The 18,220-nt window shown below is 74.9% G+C and carries 19 protein-coding genes; 10 read left to right on the top strand and 9 right to left on the bottom strand.

Translation table 11 applies throughout. The features are described from left to right. Positions 1 to 355: 355 nt before the first annotated feature. Positions 356 to 1,612: an ATP-grasp domain-containing protein gene (locus ACSNOA_RS08340; protein ID WP_436657354.1), complete on the top strand. Its 1,257-nt coding sequence runs from the start codon at positions 356 to 358 to the stop codon at positions 1,610 to 1,612. 99 nt (positions 1,613 to 1,711) lie between these two features. Here the strand turns inward: ACSNOA_RS08340 and ACSNOA_RS08335 are convergent, their stop codons facing one another. After that, positions 1,712 to 2,179 (bottom strand): GNAT family N-acetyltransferase, encoded by a 468-nt coding sequence (locus ACSNOA_RS08335; protein ID WP_436657353.1) that lies wholly within the window; start codon positions 2,177 to 2,179, stop codon positions 1,712 to 1,714. 28 nt (positions 2,180 to 2,207) lie between these two features. Continuing rightward, positions 2,208 to 3,146 (bottom strand): thiamine-phosphate kinase, encoded by a 939-nt coding sequence (locus ACSNOA_RS08330; protein ID WP_436658348.1) that lies wholly within the window; start codon positions 3,144 to 3,146, stop codon positions 2,208 to 2,210. Between the two features lie 146 nt (positions 3,147 to 3,292). Between ACSNOA_RS08330 and ACSNOA_RS08325 the strand changes: the two genes are divergently transcribed. Together ACSNOA_RS08325 and ACSNOA_RS08320 are read left to right on the top strand one after the other, a co-directional pair. Beyond that, entirely contained in the window at positions 3,293 to 3,526 is a 234-nt protein-coding gene (locus tag ACSNOA_RS08325; protein WP_013284547.1) for an Lrp/AsnC ligand binding domain-containing protein, read from the top strand. Between the two features lie 9 nt (positions 3,527 to 3,535). After that, a complete protein-coding gene (locus ACSNOA_RS08320) occupies positions 3,536 to 4,171 on the top strand; it encodes a DUF3515 family protein (RefSeq protein WP_436658347.1) in 636 nt (211 codons plus the stop codon). A gap of 76 nt (positions 4,172 to 4,247) precedes the next feature. Here the strand turns inward: ACSNOA_RS08320 and ACSNOA_RS08315 are convergent, their stop codons facing one another. Beyond that, positions 4,248 to 5,348 (bottom strand): D-alanine--D-alanine ligase family protein, encoded by a 1,101-nt coding sequence (locus tag ACSNOA_RS08315; RefSeq protein WP_436657352.1) that lies wholly within the window; start codon positions 5,346 to 5,348, stop codon positions 4,248 to 4,250. 182 nt (positions 5,349 to 5,530) lie between these two features. Further along, complete coding sequence (locus ACSNOA_RS08310) at positions 5,531 to 5,749, bottom strand: hypothetical protein (protein WP_436657351.1); 219 nt, start codon at positions 5,747 to 5,749, stop codon at positions 5,531 to 5,533. A 276-nt stretch (positions 5,750 to 6,025) separates the two neighbouring features. Here ACSNOA_RS08310 and ACSNOA_RS08305 point away from each other — a divergent pair, with 276 nt between their 5' ends. Then, complete coding sequence (locus ACSNOA_RS08305; RefSeq protein WP_436657350.1) at positions 6,026 to 6,871, top strand: helix-turn-helix domain-containing protein; 846 nt, start codon at positions 6,026 to 6,028, stop codon at positions 6,869 to 6,871. A 5-nt stretch (positions 6,872 to 6,876) separates the two neighbouring features. Further along, positions 6,877 to 7,077, top strand: coding sequence for a DUF397 domain-containing protein (locus tag ACSNOA_RS08300; protein ID WP_436657349.1), 201 nt, complete (start codon positions 6,877 to 6,879; stop codon positions 7,075 to 7,077). A 255-nt stretch (positions 7,078 to 7,332) separates the two neighbouring features. On the opposite strand, the gene ACSNOA_RS08295 is transcribed toward ACSNOA_RS08300, so the two are convergent. The 5 genes from ACSNOA_RS08295 to ACSNOA_RS08275 all read right to left on the bottom strand — a co-directional run bounded on the left by ACSNOA_RS08295 (position 7,333) and on the right by ACSNOA_RS08275 (position 12,392). Continuing rightward, the gene (locus tag ACSNOA_RS08295) at positions 7,333 to 8,382 is read right to left on the bottom strand and encodes an ROK family protein (RefSeq protein WP_436657348.1); all 1,050 of its coding nucleotides are present in this window, start codon (positions 8,380 to 8,382) and stop codon (positions 7,333 to 7,335) included. Between the two features lie 107 nt (positions 8,383 to 8,489). After that, the gene (locus ACSNOA_RS08290; protein WP_436657347.1) at positions 8,490 to 9,278 is read right to left on the bottom strand and encodes a putative protein N(5)-glutamine methyltransferase; all 789 of its coding nucleotides are present in this window, start codon (positions 9,276 to 9,278) and stop codon (positions 8,490 to 8,492) included. Positions 9,279 to 9,438: 160 nt separating this feature from the next. Then, positions 9,439 to 10,560 (bottom strand): cystathionine gamma-lyase, encoded by a 1,122-nt coding sequence (locus ACSNOA_RS08285; RefSeq protein ID WP_436657346.1) that lies wholly within the window; start codon positions 10,558 to 10,560, stop codon positions 9,439 to 9,441. Positions 10,561 to 10,567: 7 nt separating this feature from the next. Beyond that, positions 10,568 to 11,584 carry an NAD(P)H-dependent glycerol-3-phosphate dehydrogenase gene (locus ACSNOA_RS08280; RefSeq protein ID WP_436657345.1) on the bottom strand — a complete coding sequence of 339 codons (1,017 nt, stop codon included), beginning with the start codon at positions 11,582 to 11,584 and terminating at the stop codon, positions 10,568 to 10,570. A gap of 76 nt (positions 11,585 to 11,660) precedes the next feature. After that, on the bottom strand, positions 11,661 to 12,392 hold the full coding sequence (locus tag ACSNOA_RS08275; RefSeq protein ID WP_436657344.1) for a lysophospholipid acyltransferase family protein: 732 nt from the start codon (positions 12,390 to 12,392) through the stop codon (positions 11,661 to 11,663). Between the two features lie 127 nt (positions 12,393 to 12,519). On the opposite strand from ACSNOA_RS08275, the gene cofC reads away from it, so the two are divergent. From cofC to ACSNOA_RS08250, 5 genes are read left to right on the top strand one after another with little or no spacing between them, the layout of a single operon-like run. Next, the gene (gene cofC, locus ACSNOA_RS08270) at positions 12,520 to 13,161 is read left to right on the top strand and encodes a 2-phospho-L-lactate guanylyltransferase (protein ID WP_436657343.1); all 642 of its coding nucleotides are present in this window, start codon (positions 12,520 to 12,522) and stop codon (positions 13,159 to 13,161) included. 28 nt (positions 13,162 to 13,189) lie between these two features. After that, positions 13,190 to 13,387, top strand: a complete 198-nt coding sequence (locus tag ACSNOA_RS08265) for a cold-shock protein (protein ID WP_436657342.1) — start codon at positions 13,190 to 13,192, stop codon at positions 13,385 to 13,387. Positions 13,388 to 13,441: 54 nt separating this feature from the next. Further along, positions 13,442 to 15,775 (top strand): RNA degradosome polyphosphate kinase, encoded by a 2,334-nt coding sequence (locus tag ACSNOA_RS08260; RefSeq protein WP_436657341.1) that lies wholly within the window; start codon positions 13,442 to 13,444, stop codon positions 15,773 to 15,775. Between the two features lie 24 nt (positions 15,776 to 15,799). Then, positions 15,800 to 17,335: a CHAD domain-containing protein gene (locus ACSNOA_RS08255; protein ID WP_436657340.1), complete on the top strand. Its 1,536-nt coding sequence runs from the start codon at positions 15,800 to 15,802 to the stop codon at positions 17,333 to 17,335. Then, the gene (locus ACSNOA_RS08250) at positions 17,323 to 18,201 is read left to right on the top strand and encodes an NUDIX hydrolase (protein WP_436658346.1); all 879 of its coding nucleotides are present in this window, start codon (positions 17,323 to 17,325) and stop codon (positions 18,199 to 18,201) included. Before ACSNOA_RS08255 ends, ACSNOA_RS08250 begins: the two co-directional genes overlap by 13 nt. Positions 18,202 to 18,220 lie beyond the last annotated feature (19 nt).

Raw genomic sequence — 18,220 nt, 5'->3', positions numbered from 1 at the left:
GCACAGCCGGCGGACCCATCGGTCCGCCGGCTTCTGCCATGTGTGCCCTCTCCGACTGCCGGGACGACGGGACGACCGGACGTGGCGACGTCACGGCATCCGCGGCCCTGCCGGGGCTTGATCGACACCGTTTCGCCGATGTGGCGGTGTCCGGCGCCCCGGGACCGCGCCACATCGCCGGAACGGAGTGGATCGAGACGGCTCGACGACGAGTCGATCAACGACGGGTCGTTCAACGGCGTGCCGGTGCCCGGTGACGGGTAGGCGACGCATCGTGGACCGCTGCCGTACGTTCCGTTAGGTTCTCCCTGCGCCGACCGCCGGACCGGGCGCGACGACCGTGGGGAGGGCCATCGTGCGGCTGGACCTGGGCCGGGAGCATCTGATCATCATCGGCACCTCGCACGGCATGCTGCGCTGGTTCGTCGACGACCTGCCCACCGACAGCGTGGTGCTCGTCGAGGAACCGGACGTGATCCGCCGCCGCGACGTCGAGGCGCTCGTGGGTCGGCTGCCCTTCCTGTCCCGGGTCGTCCCCGCCGAGTACCAGACCGGCCTGGACGCCGCCGCGCTGCTCGCCCGCGAGCCCGGGCTCGCCGCGGCCCGGCTGGTGATGCCCGGCATGGAGTACGCGGTGGGCGCCGCGGCCCGGCTCGCCGAGGCGCTCGGCCTGCCCGGCGCCGGGACCGCCGCCGCGGACGTCTTCTCCGACAAGCACCGGATGCGGCTGCTGGCGACCGAGGCCGGCCTCGCCAACCCGGCGTTCGAACTGGTCGACGATCCCGCGGCCGCCACGGCGTTCGCCCGCCGCCACGGCGGCCGGTGCGTGTTGAAGCCGACCCGCCGCTCCGGCAGCCTCGGCGTGCAGATCCTCACCGACCCCGACCAGGTCGTCGCCTCCTGGGCCGAGACGGCGACCCCGGCGGAGACGCCCGAGTCCACCGATCGCGGTCTGCCCACCGCCGTCCTCGTCGAGCAGGTGCTCGACGGCCGGGAGCACAGCGTGGAGCTGCTGGTCGCCGACGGCGAGGTCATCTTCGGCAACGTGACCGACAAGCGGGTCCAGCCCGGGCGACGCCCGGTGGAGACGGGGCACACCGTTCCGTCCCTGCTGCCCGACGGTGTCCGGCGGGAGCTGCTCGACGCGGCGACCCGGCTCGCCGGGGCGTCCGGCTTTCGCACCGGTGTGCTGCACAGCGAGTGGATGGTGGCCGACGGCGTACCGACCCTCATCGAGTGCGCCGCCCGGCTCCCCGGCGACATGATCACCGCCCTCATCTCGGTCGCGTACGAGTGCGGCTTCATCGAGGCGTACCTGCGGACGCTGCGCGGCGAGCGGCCCGTACTGCCGGCCCGGCCCACGGGCGGAGCCGCCGTGGAGTTCCTGCTCGCTCCGCCGGGCACCGTGACCGGCGTCGACGGCGTACGGGCGGCGCGCCGGGTCTCGGGCGTGCTGAACGTGCAGCTCGACGTCGCGCCGGGCGCCACGGTCGGCGAGGTGACCAACTCGCTGGCCCGCAGCGGTCACGTGCTGGCCTGGGGCGCCGACGCGACCGAGGCGACCGCCGTGGCCGCCAAGGCCGCGGACCAGATCCGGATCGTCACCGTCTGAGCGGGTCGCCGTCCCGGCACGGCACGCCGGCCGCGCCGCCCAGGCACGCCGCGCCGCCCAGGCACGGCCGCGCCGCCGCTCAGGAACGGTCGCGCTGGATCACAGGGTGCGGCCGAAGGAGATACAGCCCGGTTCGTCCCGGTAGTAGCCGAAGTTCGGGATCCGCTCGTAGCCGGCCGAGCCGTACATGGCGATCGCCTCGGGCTGCCGGTCGCCGCACTCCAGGACCATCCGCTTGCGGCCGTGGTCGCGGGCGGACTGCTCGACCGCCGCCAGCACCGCGCGGGCCACGCCGCGGCCCCGGGCCTCGGGCGCCGTGTACATCCGCTTCAGCTCGGCGATCTCGCCCGTCTCGCCGTGACTGCGCCAGCCGCCGCAGCCCACCGGCTCACCGTCGAGGTGGGCGACGAGGAAGGCGCCGGCGGGCGGGACGAACTCGGCCGGGTCCACCGGCGTCTCGTCGCCGCTGCCGCCGTACCGGGCTCCGAGGTCGGCCAACGCGGCGCGGATCAGCCGCTGCGCCACCGGCGCGTCGAACGGCACGGCGTGGATCTCGATCTCGCTCACCGGTAAAGGGTACGACCAGCGAGGGGCCTTACCGGAAATGGTCCCAGCCGGCCACTCCGGCGTACGGCTTCCCGTCGACGGTCACCCCCGACCCGGCCACCACGGCGCCGACCGGACGCCACTGCGGTGGCAGCGTCACCCCGGGCGGGAAGGTGGCGGCGAGCGCGTGGTCCTCGCCACCACCGAGCAGCCAGGCGTACGGGTCGGCGCCGAGCGCCTGCGCCGCGTCGCGCATCTGCGGGGGCACCTCGAAGGCGTCCCGCCGCACGTCGATCCCGACCCCGCTGGCCTTCGCCACGTGCCCCAGGTCGGCCACGAGCCCGTCCGACACGTCGATCATCGAGGTGGCCCCGAGGTCGGCGGCCTGCGGCCCCGCCGCGTACGGCACCTCCGGCCGGCGGTAAGCCTCGACGAGCAGCCGCGGCGTGCGGAACCCCCGGGAGAGGACGGTCAGCCCGGCCGCGGCGTGCCCGGTACGGCCGGCCAGCGCGAGCACGTCCCCCGGACGCGCGCCGGATCGGGTCACGGGCGGCCGGCCCCCGAGGTCGCCGAGCGCCGTCACCGCGATGGTCAGCGTGGGGCTGGACGACATGTCGCCGCCCACCACGCTCGCACCGACGGTGGCCGCCTCGGCCGCCAGCCCGTCGGCCAGCTCCTCCGCCCAGCTCGGATCGAGGTCCGCCGGCATGCAGAGGGCGACCAGCAGGGCCGTCGGGGTGGCACCCATGGCCGCGATGTCGGCGAGGTTCGCCGCCGCCGCCCGGTGCCCGATGTCCCGGGCGCTCCCCCAGTCCCGCCGGAAGTGCCGGCCCTCGACCAGCACGTCGGTCGACGCCGCGACCCGACCGTCCGGAGCGGCGATCACCGCCGCGTCGTCACCGGGCCCCAGCAGGGTGGCGGGCCCGTACTTCAGGCGGGCGGTCACCCGCTCGATCAGGCCGAACTCGCCGACCTCCGCGACGCTCACCTCGCCACCCTCGCTCCGCTCCTGCCGCCCGGCCCCGCCGTGCTCGCTCACCGCTTCTCCTCGACCACCGATAGGGATCGGACCTGCACCGTACGGTAGTTTCACCCTTCAGGCCGCTCGATGCGGCGACGGAGGGAGGTCGAGTCGTGGTTCAGGCGTACATCCTCATCCAGACCGAGGTCGGCCGCGCGCGTGACGTGGCCGGTCTCATCGCGGACCTCGCCGGCGTGGTGCGCGTCGACGCCGTCACCGGCCCGTACGACGTGGTCGTCCTCACCGAGGCGAACACCGTCGACGAGCTGGGCAAACTCATCGTCAGCAAGGTGCAGATGGTGCCCGGCATCACCCGCACCCTCACGTGTTCGGTGGTGCGCCTGTAAGTGGACAAGATCACTACTACCCCCGTGGACGGCGACCGGGCCGACGAGCGCCCGGAGCCGGCCGCCGAGACCCGGCCGGGCGCGGACCGGACCAACCGGCGCGCCGCCCTGATCGCGACGCTGGTGGCGCTGCCCATCACGCTGCTGGTGGCCGGGATCACGTTCGCCCAGCTCGCCCCGGACGACCCGGCGCCCGCCCCCAGCCCGTCGGCGACCACGGCCCGGGCGCAGTCGACGGCCCCCGTGGAGATGGCCGCCCCGGCGCTGGCCGCCCGCCCGGCCACGCTCTGCCGCGCCCTGCTGTCCCAGATGCCCGACGACCTCCGCGACCTGCGGCAGCGGCCGGTCACCGCCGGCCACGAGCAGAACGCCGCGTACGGCGATCCGGCCATCACGGTGACCTGCGGGGGCGCGGAGCCCGCCATCCCGGCGACCTCCGACGTGTGGGCCGTGAACAAGGTCTGCTGGTACGCGGAGGAGCAGGCGGACGCCACCGTGCTCACCACCCTCGACCGGGAGACCGCGGTGTCGGTCCGGGTGCCGCGCGCCTACGACCAGCCGTTGCAGTGGGTGGCCCCGATCTCCGACACCATCGTGGCCACGGTGCCCTCGGGTGGCGACATTCCGGCCGGCTGCCGGGGCTGACCCCGTGTGAGCCCGTGGCACCCGCCGGGCGGGCGCCACGGGCACGGTCACGGCCGGCGACGCCCGATGCGGCCGGTCAGTGCAGGCCGACACCGCGGCTGAGGGCGGTCCGAATCAGGCGGTCGACCAGCTTCGGGTATTCGAGGCCCGCCGCGGCCCACATCCGCGGGAACATCGACGACGGGGTGAAGCCCGGCATCGTGTTGACCTCGTTGAGGTAGACGTCCAACTCCGGGGTGACGAAGAAATCGGCTCGTGCCAGCCCGGCGCAGTCCAGCGCGGTGAACGCGCGGGTCGCGTACTCCTGCACCTGCCGGGTGACCCGCTCCGGGAGGTTCGCCGGGATGTCGTACTCGCACACGTCGTCGAGGTACTTGGCCTCGAAGTCGTAGAACTCGCGGTCGGACACCACCCGGACCTCGGCGAGGACGGACGCCTCCGGTGCGCCGCCGGCCTCCCCCTCGAGCACGCCGCACTCGACCTCACGACCGACGACGGCGGCCTCGACCAGCACCTTCGGATCGATCTGGCGGGCGGTGGCCACCGCCGCGTCCAGCTGTGACCAGTCGCTGACCTTCGTCACGCCGAAGGACGAGCCCGCGCGGGACGGCTTCACGAAGACCGGCAGCCCGAGCCGTTCCTTGTCCGCCTCGCTCAGGGTCATGCCGTTGCGCAGCACCGCGTACGATCCGACGGGGATTCCCTCGGCGGCGCAGAGCTTCTTGGTGAACTCCTTGTCCATGGCGGCGGCCGACGCGAAGACGTTCGCCCCCACGTAGGGGATGCCGGCCATCTCGAGCATGCCCTGGATGGTGCCGTCCTCGCCGTACGCGCCGTGCAGCACGGGAAAGACCACGTCCACGTCGGCGAGCGCCCGCGGACCCTCGGCCGGGTCGAGCACCATGAGCCCGCTGCCCGTCGGGTCGGCGCGCAGCACCAGGTCGACGCCGGAGTCGGCGGTGACCTCCGGCAGACGCCGGGCCTGGATGGCGAGTTGCTCCCGGTCGCCGGTGGTGAGCACCCACTGCCCGGCCCGGGTGATGCCGACGGGCACCACCTCGTACTCGTCCGGGTCGAGCGCGCCGATCACGCTGCCGGCGCTGACGGCCGAGATGCCGTGTTCCGGGCTGCGACCGCCGAAGACGACGGCCACGCGGGTCTTGCCTGGGGTGGTCACTCCGGTCACCTCTCCGATCGGACGCACGCCGATCGCTACCGGTTGACCTTACTGTGCGTGGCGGCGGGTCGAGGGCGATACCCGCTGAGACACGGCGCCCCGCCGCAATCGGTCAACGGTCGCATACGGTGCGTGATCGACCGGAGGCGCACCGGGCGGCCAAGTACGGCGATGCGCCACGGTCAGTCCCGCGCGTGCCGGCGGCCCACGGCGATCACCTTCACCCGCTGCCGGCCGGCACGCACCATCCCGAGCGCCATGAAGGCGCCGGCGATCCGGTCGGCCGCCTCCCGGCTGCTGGCGCCGACGACCTGCCGTCGCCGCTCCGGGCTGGTCCGCTCGTCACGGCCGCCCCTCTCGAACGGGCGCACGTCGGTGAGCACCACGAGGAAGCGGGTCATCGCCGGGCCCCGAGGCGGTCGGCGTGGAACTGCGGACCGGTACGCACGCTGACTCCCTTCGGACGGACGGAAGGGGCGCGGCACGCGGCGATCGGGCCTGGGGGAGAAACCCGATCGCCGCGCGCCCCATCCCCTCCGGTCGCTCACCGCCACCGTCGCCACGACAACCGGCGGTGAGGACGCGGTAACAGATTGACAGGTGTACAGGTGTGAATGCAACTCTCATCGACGTTCTCTCATGTACCGCTTCCCGTAAATGTGTGCAACCATCGATGCATGGCCCCGAAGACCGCCCGCGCCCGCCGCCTCGGTCTCGCGCTGCGCACCCACCGGGAGGCCGCCGGCCTGACGCTGGAGGCCGCGGCCGACGAGATCAACAGCACCCGCAGCACGCTCTCGCGCTACGAGAACGCCCAGTCGCCGGTGAAGCCGGCCACCGTCCGGGCGCTGCTCACCCTCTACGGGGTCGCCCCGGACGACGTCACTGCCGCCGTGCAGCTGGCCAAGGACGCCCGCAAGCCCGGCTGGTGGGTCTCCTACTCGTACCTGCTGGACCGCCGGACCATCGACTTCATCGCCCTGGAGGCCGAGGCGACCGGGATCGCCAACTTCGAGCCCTCCGTGGTCCCCGGCCTGCTCCAGACCGCCGACTACATCCGCGGCGTCATGCGCGGCGGCCCGCACACGCTCACCGACGAGCAAGTGGAGCAGCGCGTGAAGGTGCGGCTGGACCGCCAGCAGCGACTCACGGGGGACACGCCACCCATCCTCGACGCGATCATCGACGAGGGCGCACTGCTGCGGCCGGTGGGCGACCGGTCCGTCATGGAAGGCCAGTTGCGGCACCTCGTGAAGATGGCCGAGCTGCCCAACATCACCGTCCAGGTGATCCCGCTGGCCGCCGGCTACCACCGGGGCACCCGGGGCTCGCTGCACATCCTCGAGTTCGCCGACCCCGAGGACCCGATCATCGCCTCGGTGGAGACCGTCGCCGGTCAGATGATCCTCGACCGGCCCGGTGACCTGCGCACCTGCACCAAGATCATGGAGCACCTGCGGACGGTCGCGCTCAGTCCGGCGGGCAGCCGCGACCAGCTCCTCCAACTCCTGAAGGGACGGTAGGACCGATGACACCGACGATCAGCGCGGCGCTGGCCGCGGCAGGCTGGCGCAAGAGCAGCCGCAGCGGCGACGAGGGCGCGTGCGTCGAGGTGGCGGTGATCCCCGGGCTGGTGGCCGTGCGCGACTCCAAGGACCCGGCCGGCCCGGCACTGCTCTTCGCCCCGGCGGCCTGGGCCGCGTTCGCCCAGTCCCCACCGCGCCGCTGACCGTACGCGACGGCCGGCCACCGGTGGGCGGTGGCCGGCCGCCGCCGCCCGACCGGGACGCGCCGGATGCCGACCCTCCGCTCCCCCGCGCCCCCTCCCCGGCGATCATGCAGTTGTGGTGCCTCACAAAAGCCGCCAGCAGGTGCGAATCCGGCACCACAAGTGCATGATCGCCCGGGGGAAGGGCGGCGGGGCGCGAGGGTGGTGTGCAGCGTGGTCGACCCGGGACGTGGGAACGGCGCCGCGGCGCTGCTTTCAGGCGACCACGGGGCGCGGCGCGGGCCCGGCGCGCAGCGACTCCAACGCCGCGATGGCCACACCGCGCGCGCCCGCCATGTCCCGGTCGGGGACGAGGGCGAAGGTGGCCACCGCGGCCTGCTCCTCGCGCAGGGTCGTGTGCTCGCGGACGGTGGCCAGGAACCAGTCACGGAACTCCGGGGCCGCCTCCACCACCCCACCCCCCACGAAGTACGCGTGCGGGTCGGTGAAGTTCGCGGCGATCGTGAACAGCCGGCCGATCGCCGCGGCCTGCTGGGTGAAGATCGCGCGGGCCAGCGCGTCGCCGCGTTCGCCGTACCCCCGAACGAGCCGGGCCGCCCCGGCCGGCGCCTCGGCGGCCAGCGGGTGCCCGGGATAGCGGGTCAGCCAGTACGGCAGCAGGTTGCGCTCGATGGCGGTGAGCGAGGCGACACTCTCCACGTCCCCCGCGAACCCGCACGCGCAGGTCGGCGTGGGCTGCTCCGGGTCGAGCAGCCCGTCGAGCGGGATGTGCACGTGGCCCAGCTCGCCCGCCATCCCGGCCGCCCCGGCCACCACCCGGCCGCCCTCCACGACGCCACCACCGAGCCCGGTGCCCACGATCGCCGCGACCGAGGACCGCGCCATCGCGTCGGGTCCGAAGTGGACGTGGTGGGCGTAGAGCGCCGCGGCGTTCCCGTCGTTGTGGTAGACCACCGGCAGGCCGAGCCGCCGCTCGAGAGCCCCGCGCACGTCGAAACCGCGCCAGGCGGGCTGGGAGAAGTTGGTCGACCCGCGCGACGAGATCACCCCGTCGGCGCTGGCCGGGCCGGGGGTGTCCAGGCCCACCGCCCGCACCCGGTCGAGCGGCACGCCGGTGTGGGCCAGCACGCCGTCCAGGGCCCGGGCCAACGCCTCGATGGCCGCCTCCGGGCCATGCTGCACCTCGCTCGGCGTCTCCACCAGGCCGTCGACCAGGAAGCGGCCGTCCACCGTGAGGACTGTCGCGTTGTTGCTGGTGCCACCGTTGTCCAGCCCGACGACCAGCGGCGCTTCGGCGCTGCCCACAGCCACCCCTCCCACCGAACCTGATCAGAGGCTAGTGCGGCGCCCGGCGGCCCGCCACGGCCCGTTCCGGCCGGTGCGCACCGCCGAGCGGCCCACCCGACAGCTCCTCAGGCCGCGCGGCGACCCACGACCGCCGTCGCCTCCATCTCCTCGTCGTGCCGCACGTCGGGCGCCAGCCCCGCGTCGGCGAACGCCGCACAGAGGCTGTCGACCTGCGTCACCGCGGCCTCCACCACCAGGTGCCCGCCGGGGGCGAGCCAGCGCCCCGCCCCGGCCGCCACCCGGCGCAGCACGGCCAGCCCGTCCGGGCCGCCGTCGAGGGCCACCGGCGCCTCGTGCAGCCGCGCCTCGGGCGGCAGCAGCTCCACGGCGGCCGTCGGGACGTACGGGGCGTTGGCGACCACGAGGTCCAACCGGCCCCGCCAGGTCTCGGGCAGGGGCGCGAACAGATCGCCCTGGAACACCGGGACGCCCAGCGCGGAGAGATTGCGACGGGCGCACGCCACGGCGGCCGGGTCGATGTCGGCGGCCGCGAGCCAGCGCGGCGCGAGCCGCCGCGCCAACGCGAGCGTGGTGGCGCCGGAGCCGCAGCAGAGGTCCACCACGGCCGGCGCGGGGCCGGTTACCGCCGCGGCCGTGGCGACGAGCAGGGCCGTACGCCCGCGCGGCACGAAGACGCCGGGGTCGACGGCGACCCGCAACCCGCAGAACTCGGCCCAGCCGAGCAGGTGCTCCAGCGGCTCGCCCGCGATCCGGCGCGCCACGAGGTCGGCCAGCAGGGTGGGGGAATCGGCGGCCTGGAGCAGGAGATCCGCCTCGTCCTCGGCGTAGACGCAGCCGGCGGCACGCAGCCGGTCGACGAGGGCGGGACGGTCGGTGGTGAACGGCACGGTCATGGGGAACCTCCGGAAACGCTCGTCGGCGCTCCGGGTGGCCGCTAGAGGCGCGGCGTGGACGCGGGAGGGAGCGCCGGTCCTGCTGTCTGGTGGATCGGACTCACCTCCTTCGGTCGCGGCCCGGTCGGGCCACCGGAACCCTACTCCGCCGCCGCGGCGCTCAACGCACCGGCCCGGCGGCGTCCAACGCGGCCGCGATGTCGGCCACCAGGTCGACCGTGTCCTCCACCCCGCAGGAGAGCCGGACGAAACCCGGCGCCGTGTCGTCCCCCCACTGGGCACGGCGGTCCGCCGTGGTGTGCAGGCCACCGAAGGACGTGGCCGCCACGACCAGCCGCGCGGCGTCGACGAACCGGGCGACCCGGTCGGCGTCCCCCAGGTCGAACGAGAGCACGCCGGGCATCCGGCGCATCTGCGCCGACGCCACCGCGTACGCCGGGTCCTCGGGCCGGCCGGGCCAGCGCAGGCCGGTCACCTCCGCCCGGCCGGCGAGCAGCGCGGCGACCGCCTCGGCGTTGGCGCTCTGCCGGCCCAGCCGCAGGTCCATGGTGGCGAGCGACCGGTGCGCCAGCCAGGCGTCGAAGGCGCCGGGGACGGCCCCCGTGGTGTTCCGCCACCCCGTGAGCGCCTCGACCAGCTTCGCGGACCGGCTCGCCACGTAGCCGAGCAGCAGGTCGGAGTGGCCGGTGAGCGCCTTCGTGCCGGACGCCACGACCAGGTCCGCGCCGAGGTCCAGCGGTCGCTGGCCCAGCGGTGTGGCGGTGGTGTTGTCCACGGCGAGCAGCGCGCCCGCGGCGCGCGCCCGGGCCGCGAGCGCGGCCACGTCGACCACGTCGAGCCCCGGGTTCGCCGGGGTCTCCACCAGCACGAGCCGGACGCCGTCCAGGTCGGGGTACGGACCGACCGTGGGCACGAAGACCACCCGTACGCCGATCGTCTCCAGCGTCTCGGTGGCGAACGCGCGGACCGGGAAGTAGCCGTCCGACGGGAGCAGCACGGTGTCACCCGGTCGCAGCAGGGTGAGCAGCAGGCCGGTGATCGCGGCCTGTCCGCTCGCGAAGACGCGGCACTCGCCGCCCTCCAACTCGCCGACGGCCGCCTCGAGCAGCCGGCGGGTCGGGTTGTCGGGACGGCCGTAGCCGTTCGGCGCGCCCGCCGGCCCCTGCCACGGATCGAGGTGGTACGGCGCCGCGAACACCGGCCCGGGCAGGAAGGGCTGCCCGGGCACCGGCTCCGGCAGCCCGGCGTGCACGCTGCGGGTGCCGTCCCCCCACTCGCTCATCGGATCCTCACTCGTACGACTCGGGTTTGGCGGTCCGGCTCATCAGGGTGTCCACGGCGATGCGCGGGTCCATCCCCTCGTGGCAGATCCGCTCGACCTGCTCGGTGATCGGCATCTCCACGCCGTGCGCGCGGGCCAGGTCGCGGACCGACAGGCAGCTCTTCACACCCTCGGCGGTCTGCCGGGTGGCGGCCTGCGCCTGCTCCAACGTCTCGCCCCGGCCCAGGTGCTCCCCGAAGGTGCGGTTACGGGCCAGCGGCGACGAGCACGACGCCACGAGATCGCCCATCCCGGCCAGGCCGGCGAAGGTGATCGGGTCGGCGCCGAGCGCCACACCCAGGCGGGCCGTCTCGGCCAGCCCCCGCGTCATGAGCATGGCCCGGGTGTTGTCGCCGAAGCCCATGGCCGTGGCGATGCCGTACGCCAGGGCGATCACGTTCTTCACGGCCCCGCCCAGCTCGCAGCCCGTCACGTCGTCGTTGGTGTAGGGACGGAAGTAGGGCGTACGGATCGACGCCTGCACGAGCGCGGTGCGCCGGCTGTCCGTGCCGGCCACGACCGTCGCGGCCGGCTGCTCGGCGGCGATCTCCGGGGCCAGGTTCGGGCCCGACACCACGACCACCCGGTCGCCCGGGACCCCGGCGGTCTCGACGATCACCTCGCTCATCCGCTTGGTGGTGCCCAGCTCGATGCCCTTCATGAGCGACACCAGCGTGGCGTCCGGATGCACGTACCCGGCCCACTCGGCGAGGTTGCCGCGCAGCGTCTGCGACGGCACGGCCAGGACCACCAGCTCGGCGCCGGTGATGGCCTCCGCCGCGTCCCCGGTGGCGGTCACCAGCTCCGGCAGCACCAGGTGCGGCAGGTACTCCGGGTTGCGCCGCTCGGTCCGCAGGGTGTCGGCGACCGGCTGGCGTCGCGCCCAGATGGTGACCTCCCGGCCGGCGTCGGCGAGGAGCTTGGCGAAGGCGGTGCCCCACGAGCCGGCGCCCAGCACCGCCACATGTCCGCTCCGCTCGCTCACGCCGCCGCTCCGCTTCGCTCCGCAGCGGCGCGAGGCGCCACGCTGCTGTGCCGAATGGTTCGCTCGCTTCGCTCGCTCACGCCGCCCCGCCCTGCTGCTGGCGCTGCGCACGGCCCGGCCGCTCCCACAGCGGCGGCGGCGTGCCGCCGCGGATCTCGGCGAGCATGTCCCGCAACCGCAGCATGATCGTGTCGGTCATCTCCTCCAGCGTGGCCCGCGTGGGCGACGCGCCCGCGAACCTGCTCAGGTCGACCGGAGGCCCGGCCACCACCGTCACGGGGGTCCGCGGACGCAGGCTCAGCTTGGCGGTACGAGGGTCGAACATCCGTTCCGGCCCCCACATGACGATCGGCACGACCGGGGCCCCGGTGGTCAGCGCGAGCCGGGCGGCGCCCGTCTTGCCCTTCATCGGCCACAGCTCCGGCTCCCGGGTCGTGGTGCCCTCCGGGTAGATCACCACGGTGCCGCCGGCCTTCAGCGCGGCGACCAGCTTGTCGAGCGACCGGGCCGCGTCCACCGTGCCGCGCTCCACCGGGATCTGCCGGCAGCGGTGCAGGATCCACCCGAGCACCGGCACCCGGAACACGCTCGCCTTCGCGAGGAACTGCGGCCAGCGGCCGGAGTCGTAGATGAAGTGCGCCGAGACCAGCGGGTCGGCGTGCGACAGGTGGTTGGCCACGAGGATCACGCCGCCGTCGCCGCCCAGGTGCTCCATGCCCCGCCACGTCCGCCGCGTCCAGACGGTCAGGACCGGCTTCACCAGCACCGCGGCCAACCGTGGCCAGAATCCCAGTCTCCGCCGTGCCACCACGCCTCCTCGTGCCGCCCGGGCTCCCCGCACCGATCCCGCCGGTGCCGCCCGCAGCGGAAATCATGCCTGCTCCCCCGGGGTACGGGCCAGCGAGGGTCGGCCGGCCGGCTGGCAGGATTGCGGTGTGAGTCAGCCGAGGTGGGCCGTCGTGGTGCCGGTGAAGCACCTGGCGGCGGCGAAGAGCCGCCTGCGGGGGGCGCTGCCGGGCGTACCGCACGAGGAGCTGGCGCTCGCCCTGGCGGCCGACACGGTCCTCGCGGTGCGGGCCTGCCCCGCGGTCGGCGAGGTCCTCGTGGTGACCGACGACGCCCGGGTCGCCGCGGTCGCCCGGGCGGCGGGCGCCCGCGTGCTGCCCGACCCGCCCGGCGCCGGGCTGAACGCCGCCTTCCGGCACGGCGCCGCCGCCGCGCGGGGCGGCTGGGTGGCGGGCATCACGGCCGACCTGCCGGCGCTGCGCCCGGCGGAGCTGGCAGCCGCGCTCGCCGCCGCGCAGAAGGACCCGGCGACGCGGGCGTTCGTGGCGGACGCCCCGGGCAGCGGCACCGTGCTGCTCGCGGCGCCGCCGGGGCTGCCGCTGGATCCCCGCTTCGGGGTCGGCTCGGCGGCGGCGCACGCGGCGAGCGGAGCGCTGCCGCTCACCGGTGACTGGCCGAGCCTGCGCCGCGACGTCGACACGGCGGCCGACCTCGCGGCCGCCGCCGCGCTCGGGCTCGGGCCGCGCACCGCGGCGCTCACCGCCCGTCGCCCCGCCGGCACGCCCGGCTGACCCGCCCACCCCGGTGTACGGTGCTCGCATGCAGGGCACGGTGGCCACCTACGACGCGGCGACCCGCAGCGGCGTTCTGCTCCTCGACGACGGCACGGAGCTGGCCTTTCCGGCCCGCGCCTTCGACGCCTCCGGGCTGCGCCTGCTCCGCCTCGGTCAGCGGGTCCGGGTGGAGACCGACGCCGCCGGCGAGGTGGTGCGGGTGACGTTGCCGACGATGAGCTGACCCGTCGCCGCGAAGTTCATTTTGCGTTCACCGGAATCGGGTGATTATGAGCGGGTGAGCACCCCCCGCGAGCACCCCGCCGACCCCGCCACCGACCCCTCCGGCGCCCGCAACGGCACCCGGCTGCGCGGCAGCGACGGCCGCTTCCGTACCGACCGGCCCGCCGACGGCGACACGGCCGAGCACACCCGGGCCGCCCGCACCGACGTCCCGGCCGCCGACGCGGCGAGCGCCGCGTCCGGGTTGGAGGAGGTCCTCGACCCGGTCGCCGCGCCCGGTCCCGCGCCCGCGCGCCCCGACGACGAAGCGGCGGCCGCGCCGGCGCCGCTGCCCGAGGACCGGTTCCTCAACCGGGAGCTCTCCTGGCTCGACTTCAACGCCCGCGTCCTGGCGCTCGCCGAGGACCCGCGCACGCCCCTGCTGGAACGGGCGAAGTTCCTCGCCATCTTCGCGAGCAACCTCGACGAGTTCTACATGGTCCGGGTGGCCGGCCTGAAGCGCCGGTTGCAGGCCGGGCTGCCGGTCCGCGGCGGTGACCGGACGCCGCTTCGCACGCAGCTGGAGCTGGTCGCCGAGAAGACCGCCGACCTGGTCGCCCGGCACGCCGCGTGCTTCGTCGACGACGTGCTGCCCGGGCTGGCCGCCGAGGACATCCGCATCATGCGCTGGGCCGAGCTGGACGACGCCGAGCGGGAGCGGCTGCGCACGTACTTCCGTGAGCAGATCTTCCCGGTGCTCACACCGCTCGCCGTCGACCCGGCGCACCCGTTCCCGTACATCTCGGGACGGTCGCTCAACCTGGCCGTGGCCGTACGCGACCCGGACGGCGGGTCGGAGCTGTTCGCGCGGGTGAAGGTGCCCAACAACGTGCCCCGCTTCGTGCGGGTGAGCCGGGACCGCCCCGGTGTGCGGATGCTGCCGGTGGAGGACCTCATCTCGGTGCACCTGGGACAGCTGTTCTCCGGGATGCAGGTCGTCGAGTGCCACCTGTTCCGGGTCACCCGCAACGCCGAGGTGGAGGTCGACGAGGACCGCGACGAGGACCTGCTCCAGGCCCTCGAACGGGAGCTGGCCCGGCGGCGGTTCGGCCCTCCGGTGCGCCTCGAGGTGGCCGCCTCGATCAGCGACCACATGCTCGACCTGCTCGTCCGCGAGCTGGACATGGACGACCAGGACGTGCTGCGGGTGCCCGGCCTGCTCGACCTCTCCGCGCTCTGGCAGGTCTACAACGAGGCGGACCGGCCGGACCTCAAGGACAAGCCGTTCGTGCCGGCCACCCATCCGCGGCTCGCCGAGGGCGAGGTGCCGCGCAGCGTCTTCGCGACCCTGCGCGACGGGGACATCCTCGTGCACCACCCGTACCACTCGTTCGCGACCAGCGTGCAGCGCTTCATCGAGCAGGCCGCCGCCGACCCGAACGTCCTGGCCATCAAGCAGACCCTCTACCGCACCAGCGGCGACTCCCCCATCGTCGACGCGCTCGTCGACGCGGCCGCCGCCGGGAAGCAGGTCGTCGTGCTCGTGGAGGTGAAGGCCCGCTTCGACGAGGTCGCCAACATCGGCTGGGCCCGGACGCTGGAACGGGCCGGCTGCCACGTGGTGTACGGGCTGGTGGGGCTGAAGACGCACTGCAAGACCGCGCTCGTGGTGCGGCAGGAGGGCAACCAGATCCGCCGCTACTGCCACATCGGCACCGGCAACTACCACCCGAAGACCGCCCGGCTCTACGAGGACTTCGGCATGCTCACCGCCGATCCGGAGATCGGCGCGGACCTGACCGACCTGTTCAACGTGCTCACGGGCTACAGCCGGCAGACGGCGTACCGCCGGTTGTTGGTGGCGCCGCAGGGGATCCGCAGCGGCCTCATCGAACGGATCGAACGGGAGATCGCGCACGTCCGGCTCGGCATGCCCGGCCTCGTCCAGTTCAAGGTGAACGCGCTGGTCGACGAGGCCGTCACCGACGCGCTGTACCGCGCCTCGCAGGCCGGTGTGCACGTCGACCTGCTGATCCGCGGGATGTGCGCGCTGCGACCCGGTGTGCCGGGCCTGTCGGAGAACATCCGGGTCCGCTCGATCCTGGGCCGGTTCCTGGAGCACTCGCGGGTCTTCCGGTTCGGCAACAACGGCGACGGCGAGTTCTGGATCGGCTCGGCCGACCTCATGCACCGGAACCTGGACCGGCGGGTCGAGGCGCTGGTGCAGGTCACCGACCCGGTGGCCCGGGCCGAGCTGGACCACGTGCTGACCGCCGCCATGAGCCCCGAGGTGGAGGCGTTCGAGCTGGCCGGCGACGGCACCTGGACGCGACGGGCCAGCACCGCGGAGGAGCCGCTCACGCACCTGCAGGACCTGCTGCTGCGCCGCGTCGGTGACACGGCCAGCTGACTCCGGCGGGCATAGGCTGACGGGATGGAGGAGGAGCGGAAGTACGAGGTGGACGACACCTTCGTGCTGCCCGACCTGTCCGCCACTGCGCCTACCGGCGGCCGGGTCCGTGCCCGGCCCCCGGCGACCCTCGTGGCCACCTACGTCGACACCGCCGACTTGCGGCTGGCCCGGGCCGGCGTCTCGCTGCGCCGCCGCGAGGGCGACGAGCTGCCCTGGACCGTGAAGCTGCCCACCGACGCCCCGGGCGTCCGGCAGGAGATCTCCCGGCCCGGGCCCGCCGGCGACCCGCCGGGGGACCTCGCCGGCCTGGTCACCGTCCACAGCCGGGGCGCACCGCTGGCTCCGGCCGTGGTCGTCCGCACCGAGCGGCACGCGTACGAGGTGACCGGGCCGGACGGCGAGGTGCTCGCCGAGGTGGTCGACGACCGGGTGACGACGTCGACGCCGGACGGGTCCGTCACCGGGGCGTTCCGGGAGCTGGAGGTGGAACGCAAGGCCGGTGACCGGGGGCTGCTGGACCGGGTGGGGACGGTGCTGGGCGACGCCGGGGCGCGGGGCGGCTCGTTCGTGCCGAAGCACGTCCGGGCACTCGGCCCGGCGGCGGAGGGCGAGCCGGACCTGGTTCCCCCCACCGGCCTGCCGGCCCACCCGACCGCCGGCGACGTGGTCACCGAGGCGGTCCGGCGGGGCGTACGGCGGTTGGTGGAACACGACCCGCTGGTGCGGCTGCGCGCCCCGCTCGACGGTGACACGGCCGTGCACCAGATGCGGGTGGCCTGCCGGCGCCTGCGCAGCGACCTGCGGGCGTTCGCGCCACTCGTACGTCCCGACTGGGCGCGTCCGCTGCGCGACGAGCTGCGCTGGCTGGCCGGCGTGCTCGGCGCCGCCCGGGACGTCGAGGTGCTGCGTGCCCGCCTGCGGCGTACCGCCTCGGCCGACCCGACCAGTCCGCTCGACCCGGCGGCCGTGGACCGGCTGGACGCCGCGCTCGCCGAGCGGGAGCGCGCGGCCCTCGCGGCGGTGGACGAGGCCCTCACCTCGCCCCGCTACATGGCGCTCGTGGACGCCCTCGTGCTGGCCGCGCGCGCACCCCGGCTCACACCCCGGGCCGCTCGACCGGCGTCGCGGGTGCTTCCCCGTCTGGTGGCCCGCCCGTGGCGGCGGCTCGCCGGCGGGAAGGGACGGCCGGGGGCGGTGGCGGACCTCGACCCGGTGGGTCCGGACGAGCCGTGGCACGCCGCGCGCAAGCGCGGCAAGCAGGCCCGGTACGCGGCCGACGCGGCCGACGCGGCCGCGCCGGCGCTCGGCGGACGTGCCGGCAAACTGGCGTCCGCGCTGACCCGGCTGCAGGACCTGCTCGGCGAGCACCAGGACGCGGCCGTCGCCGCGCGGACGTGGCTGGCTCTCGCCGTCGAGCATCCGGGCGACCAGGCTCTCGCGGTGACCGCCGGCCGGCTCGCCGAACGGGAACGGGCCACGGTACGGCGGACGCGGGCGGCGTTCCCGGCCGCCTGGCACCGCGCCACCCGCCGCAAGCGGACGGGCTGGCTGCCGTGACGGAGATCCGCGCGGCCGGGGGCGTCGTGTGGCGGCCGGCGGCCGGCGCGACCGAGGTGTGCCTCGTGCACCGGCCCCGCTACGGGGACTGGTCGCTGCCGAAGGGCAAGTTGGAGCCGGCCGAGCACCCGCTGATGGCCGCGGTACGCGAGGTGGCCGAGGAGACCGACGTACGGGCGGTGCCGCAGATCCGTCTGCCGTCCGCGCACTACCGCAGCGAGGGCCGGCCCAAGGTGGTCGACTACTGGTCGATGCGGGCCGTGGCCAGCGGCGGCTTCCAGCCCGGCACCGAGGTCGACGAGGTGCGCTGGCTCCCCGTGGACGACGCGATCCGGCTGGTCAGCTACCCGCACGACGCCGAGGTGCTGGCCGCGTTCGCGGCGCTCCCGCCGGTGACGGCCACGGTGGCGCTGGTCCGCCACGCGCACGCCGGCACGCGGGCCACCTGGTCGGGGCCGGACACGGCCCGCCCGCTGGACGCGGAGGGCCGGGCGCAGGCGCAGGCGCTGGCCGACCTGCTGGCGCTGGTCCGGCCGGCCCGGCTGCTGTCGGCGTCGGCCCGCCGGTGCGTGCAGACGCTCGATCCGGCCGCCGCACGGCTCGACCTGCCCATCGAGGTCTGCGGCGACCTGGACGAGCCGCGCCCCGGCCAACAGCGCGACGAGCGGGCGCTCGCCCTCGCGGCCCGCCTCCAGGAACTGGCCGTCGCCGGTGGCCAGCTCGCGGTGTGCAGCCAGGGCAAGGTGATTCCGGGGGCGCTGGAGCGCCTCACGGGCCTCGTGGGCGCGGACTTCACCACGCCGAAGGGCGGCGGCTGGCTGCTCGCCTTCGCCGGTGACGGGCTGCTCGCCACCGAGCGTCTCTGACATCGGTCCCCGCACCTTC

This window comes from Micromonospora sp. URMC 103, assembly GCF_051386435.1.
In the GTDB taxonomy this organism is placed as follows: domain Bacteria; phylum Actinomycetota; class Actinomycetes; order Mycobacteriales; family Micromonosporaceae; genus Micromonospora.
The sequence above is the reverse complement of the archived record's forward strand: the minus strand, read 5'-3'. Positions and strand labels throughout refer to the sequence as shown.

Bases quoted from the DNA above. Each gene is read 5' to 3' on its own strand.
- ACSNOA_RS08285 (WP_436657346.1), bottom strand. From the start codon at position 10,560: ATGAGCGAGTGGGGGGACGGCACCCGCAGCGTGCACGCCGGGCTGCCG.
- ACSNOA_RS08310 (WP_436657351.1), bottom strand. From the start codon at position 5,749: ATGACCCGCTTCCTCGTGGTGCTCACCGACGTGCGCCCGTTCGAGAGG.
- ACSNOA_RS08255 (WP_436657340.1), top strand. From the start codon at position 15,800: ATGGAGGAGGAGCGGAAGTACGAGGTGGACGACACCTTCGTGCTGCCC.
- ACSNOA_RS08265 (WP_436657342.1), top strand. From the start codon at position 13,190: ATGCAGGGCACGGTGGCCACCTACGACGCGGCGACCCGCAGCGGCGTT.
- ACSNOA_RS08305 (WP_436657350.1), top strand. From the start codon at position 6,026: ATGGCCCCGAAGACCGCCCGCGCCCGCCGCCTCGGTCTCGCGCTGCGC.
- ACSNOA_RS08300 (WP_436657349.1), top strand. From the start codon at position 6,877: ATGACACCGACGATCAGCGCGGCGCTGGCCGCGGCAGGCTGGCGCAAG.
- ACSNOA_RS08290 (WP_436657347.1), bottom strand. From the start codon at position 9,278: ATGACCGTGCCGTTCACCACCGACCGTCCCGCCCTCGTCGACCGGCTG.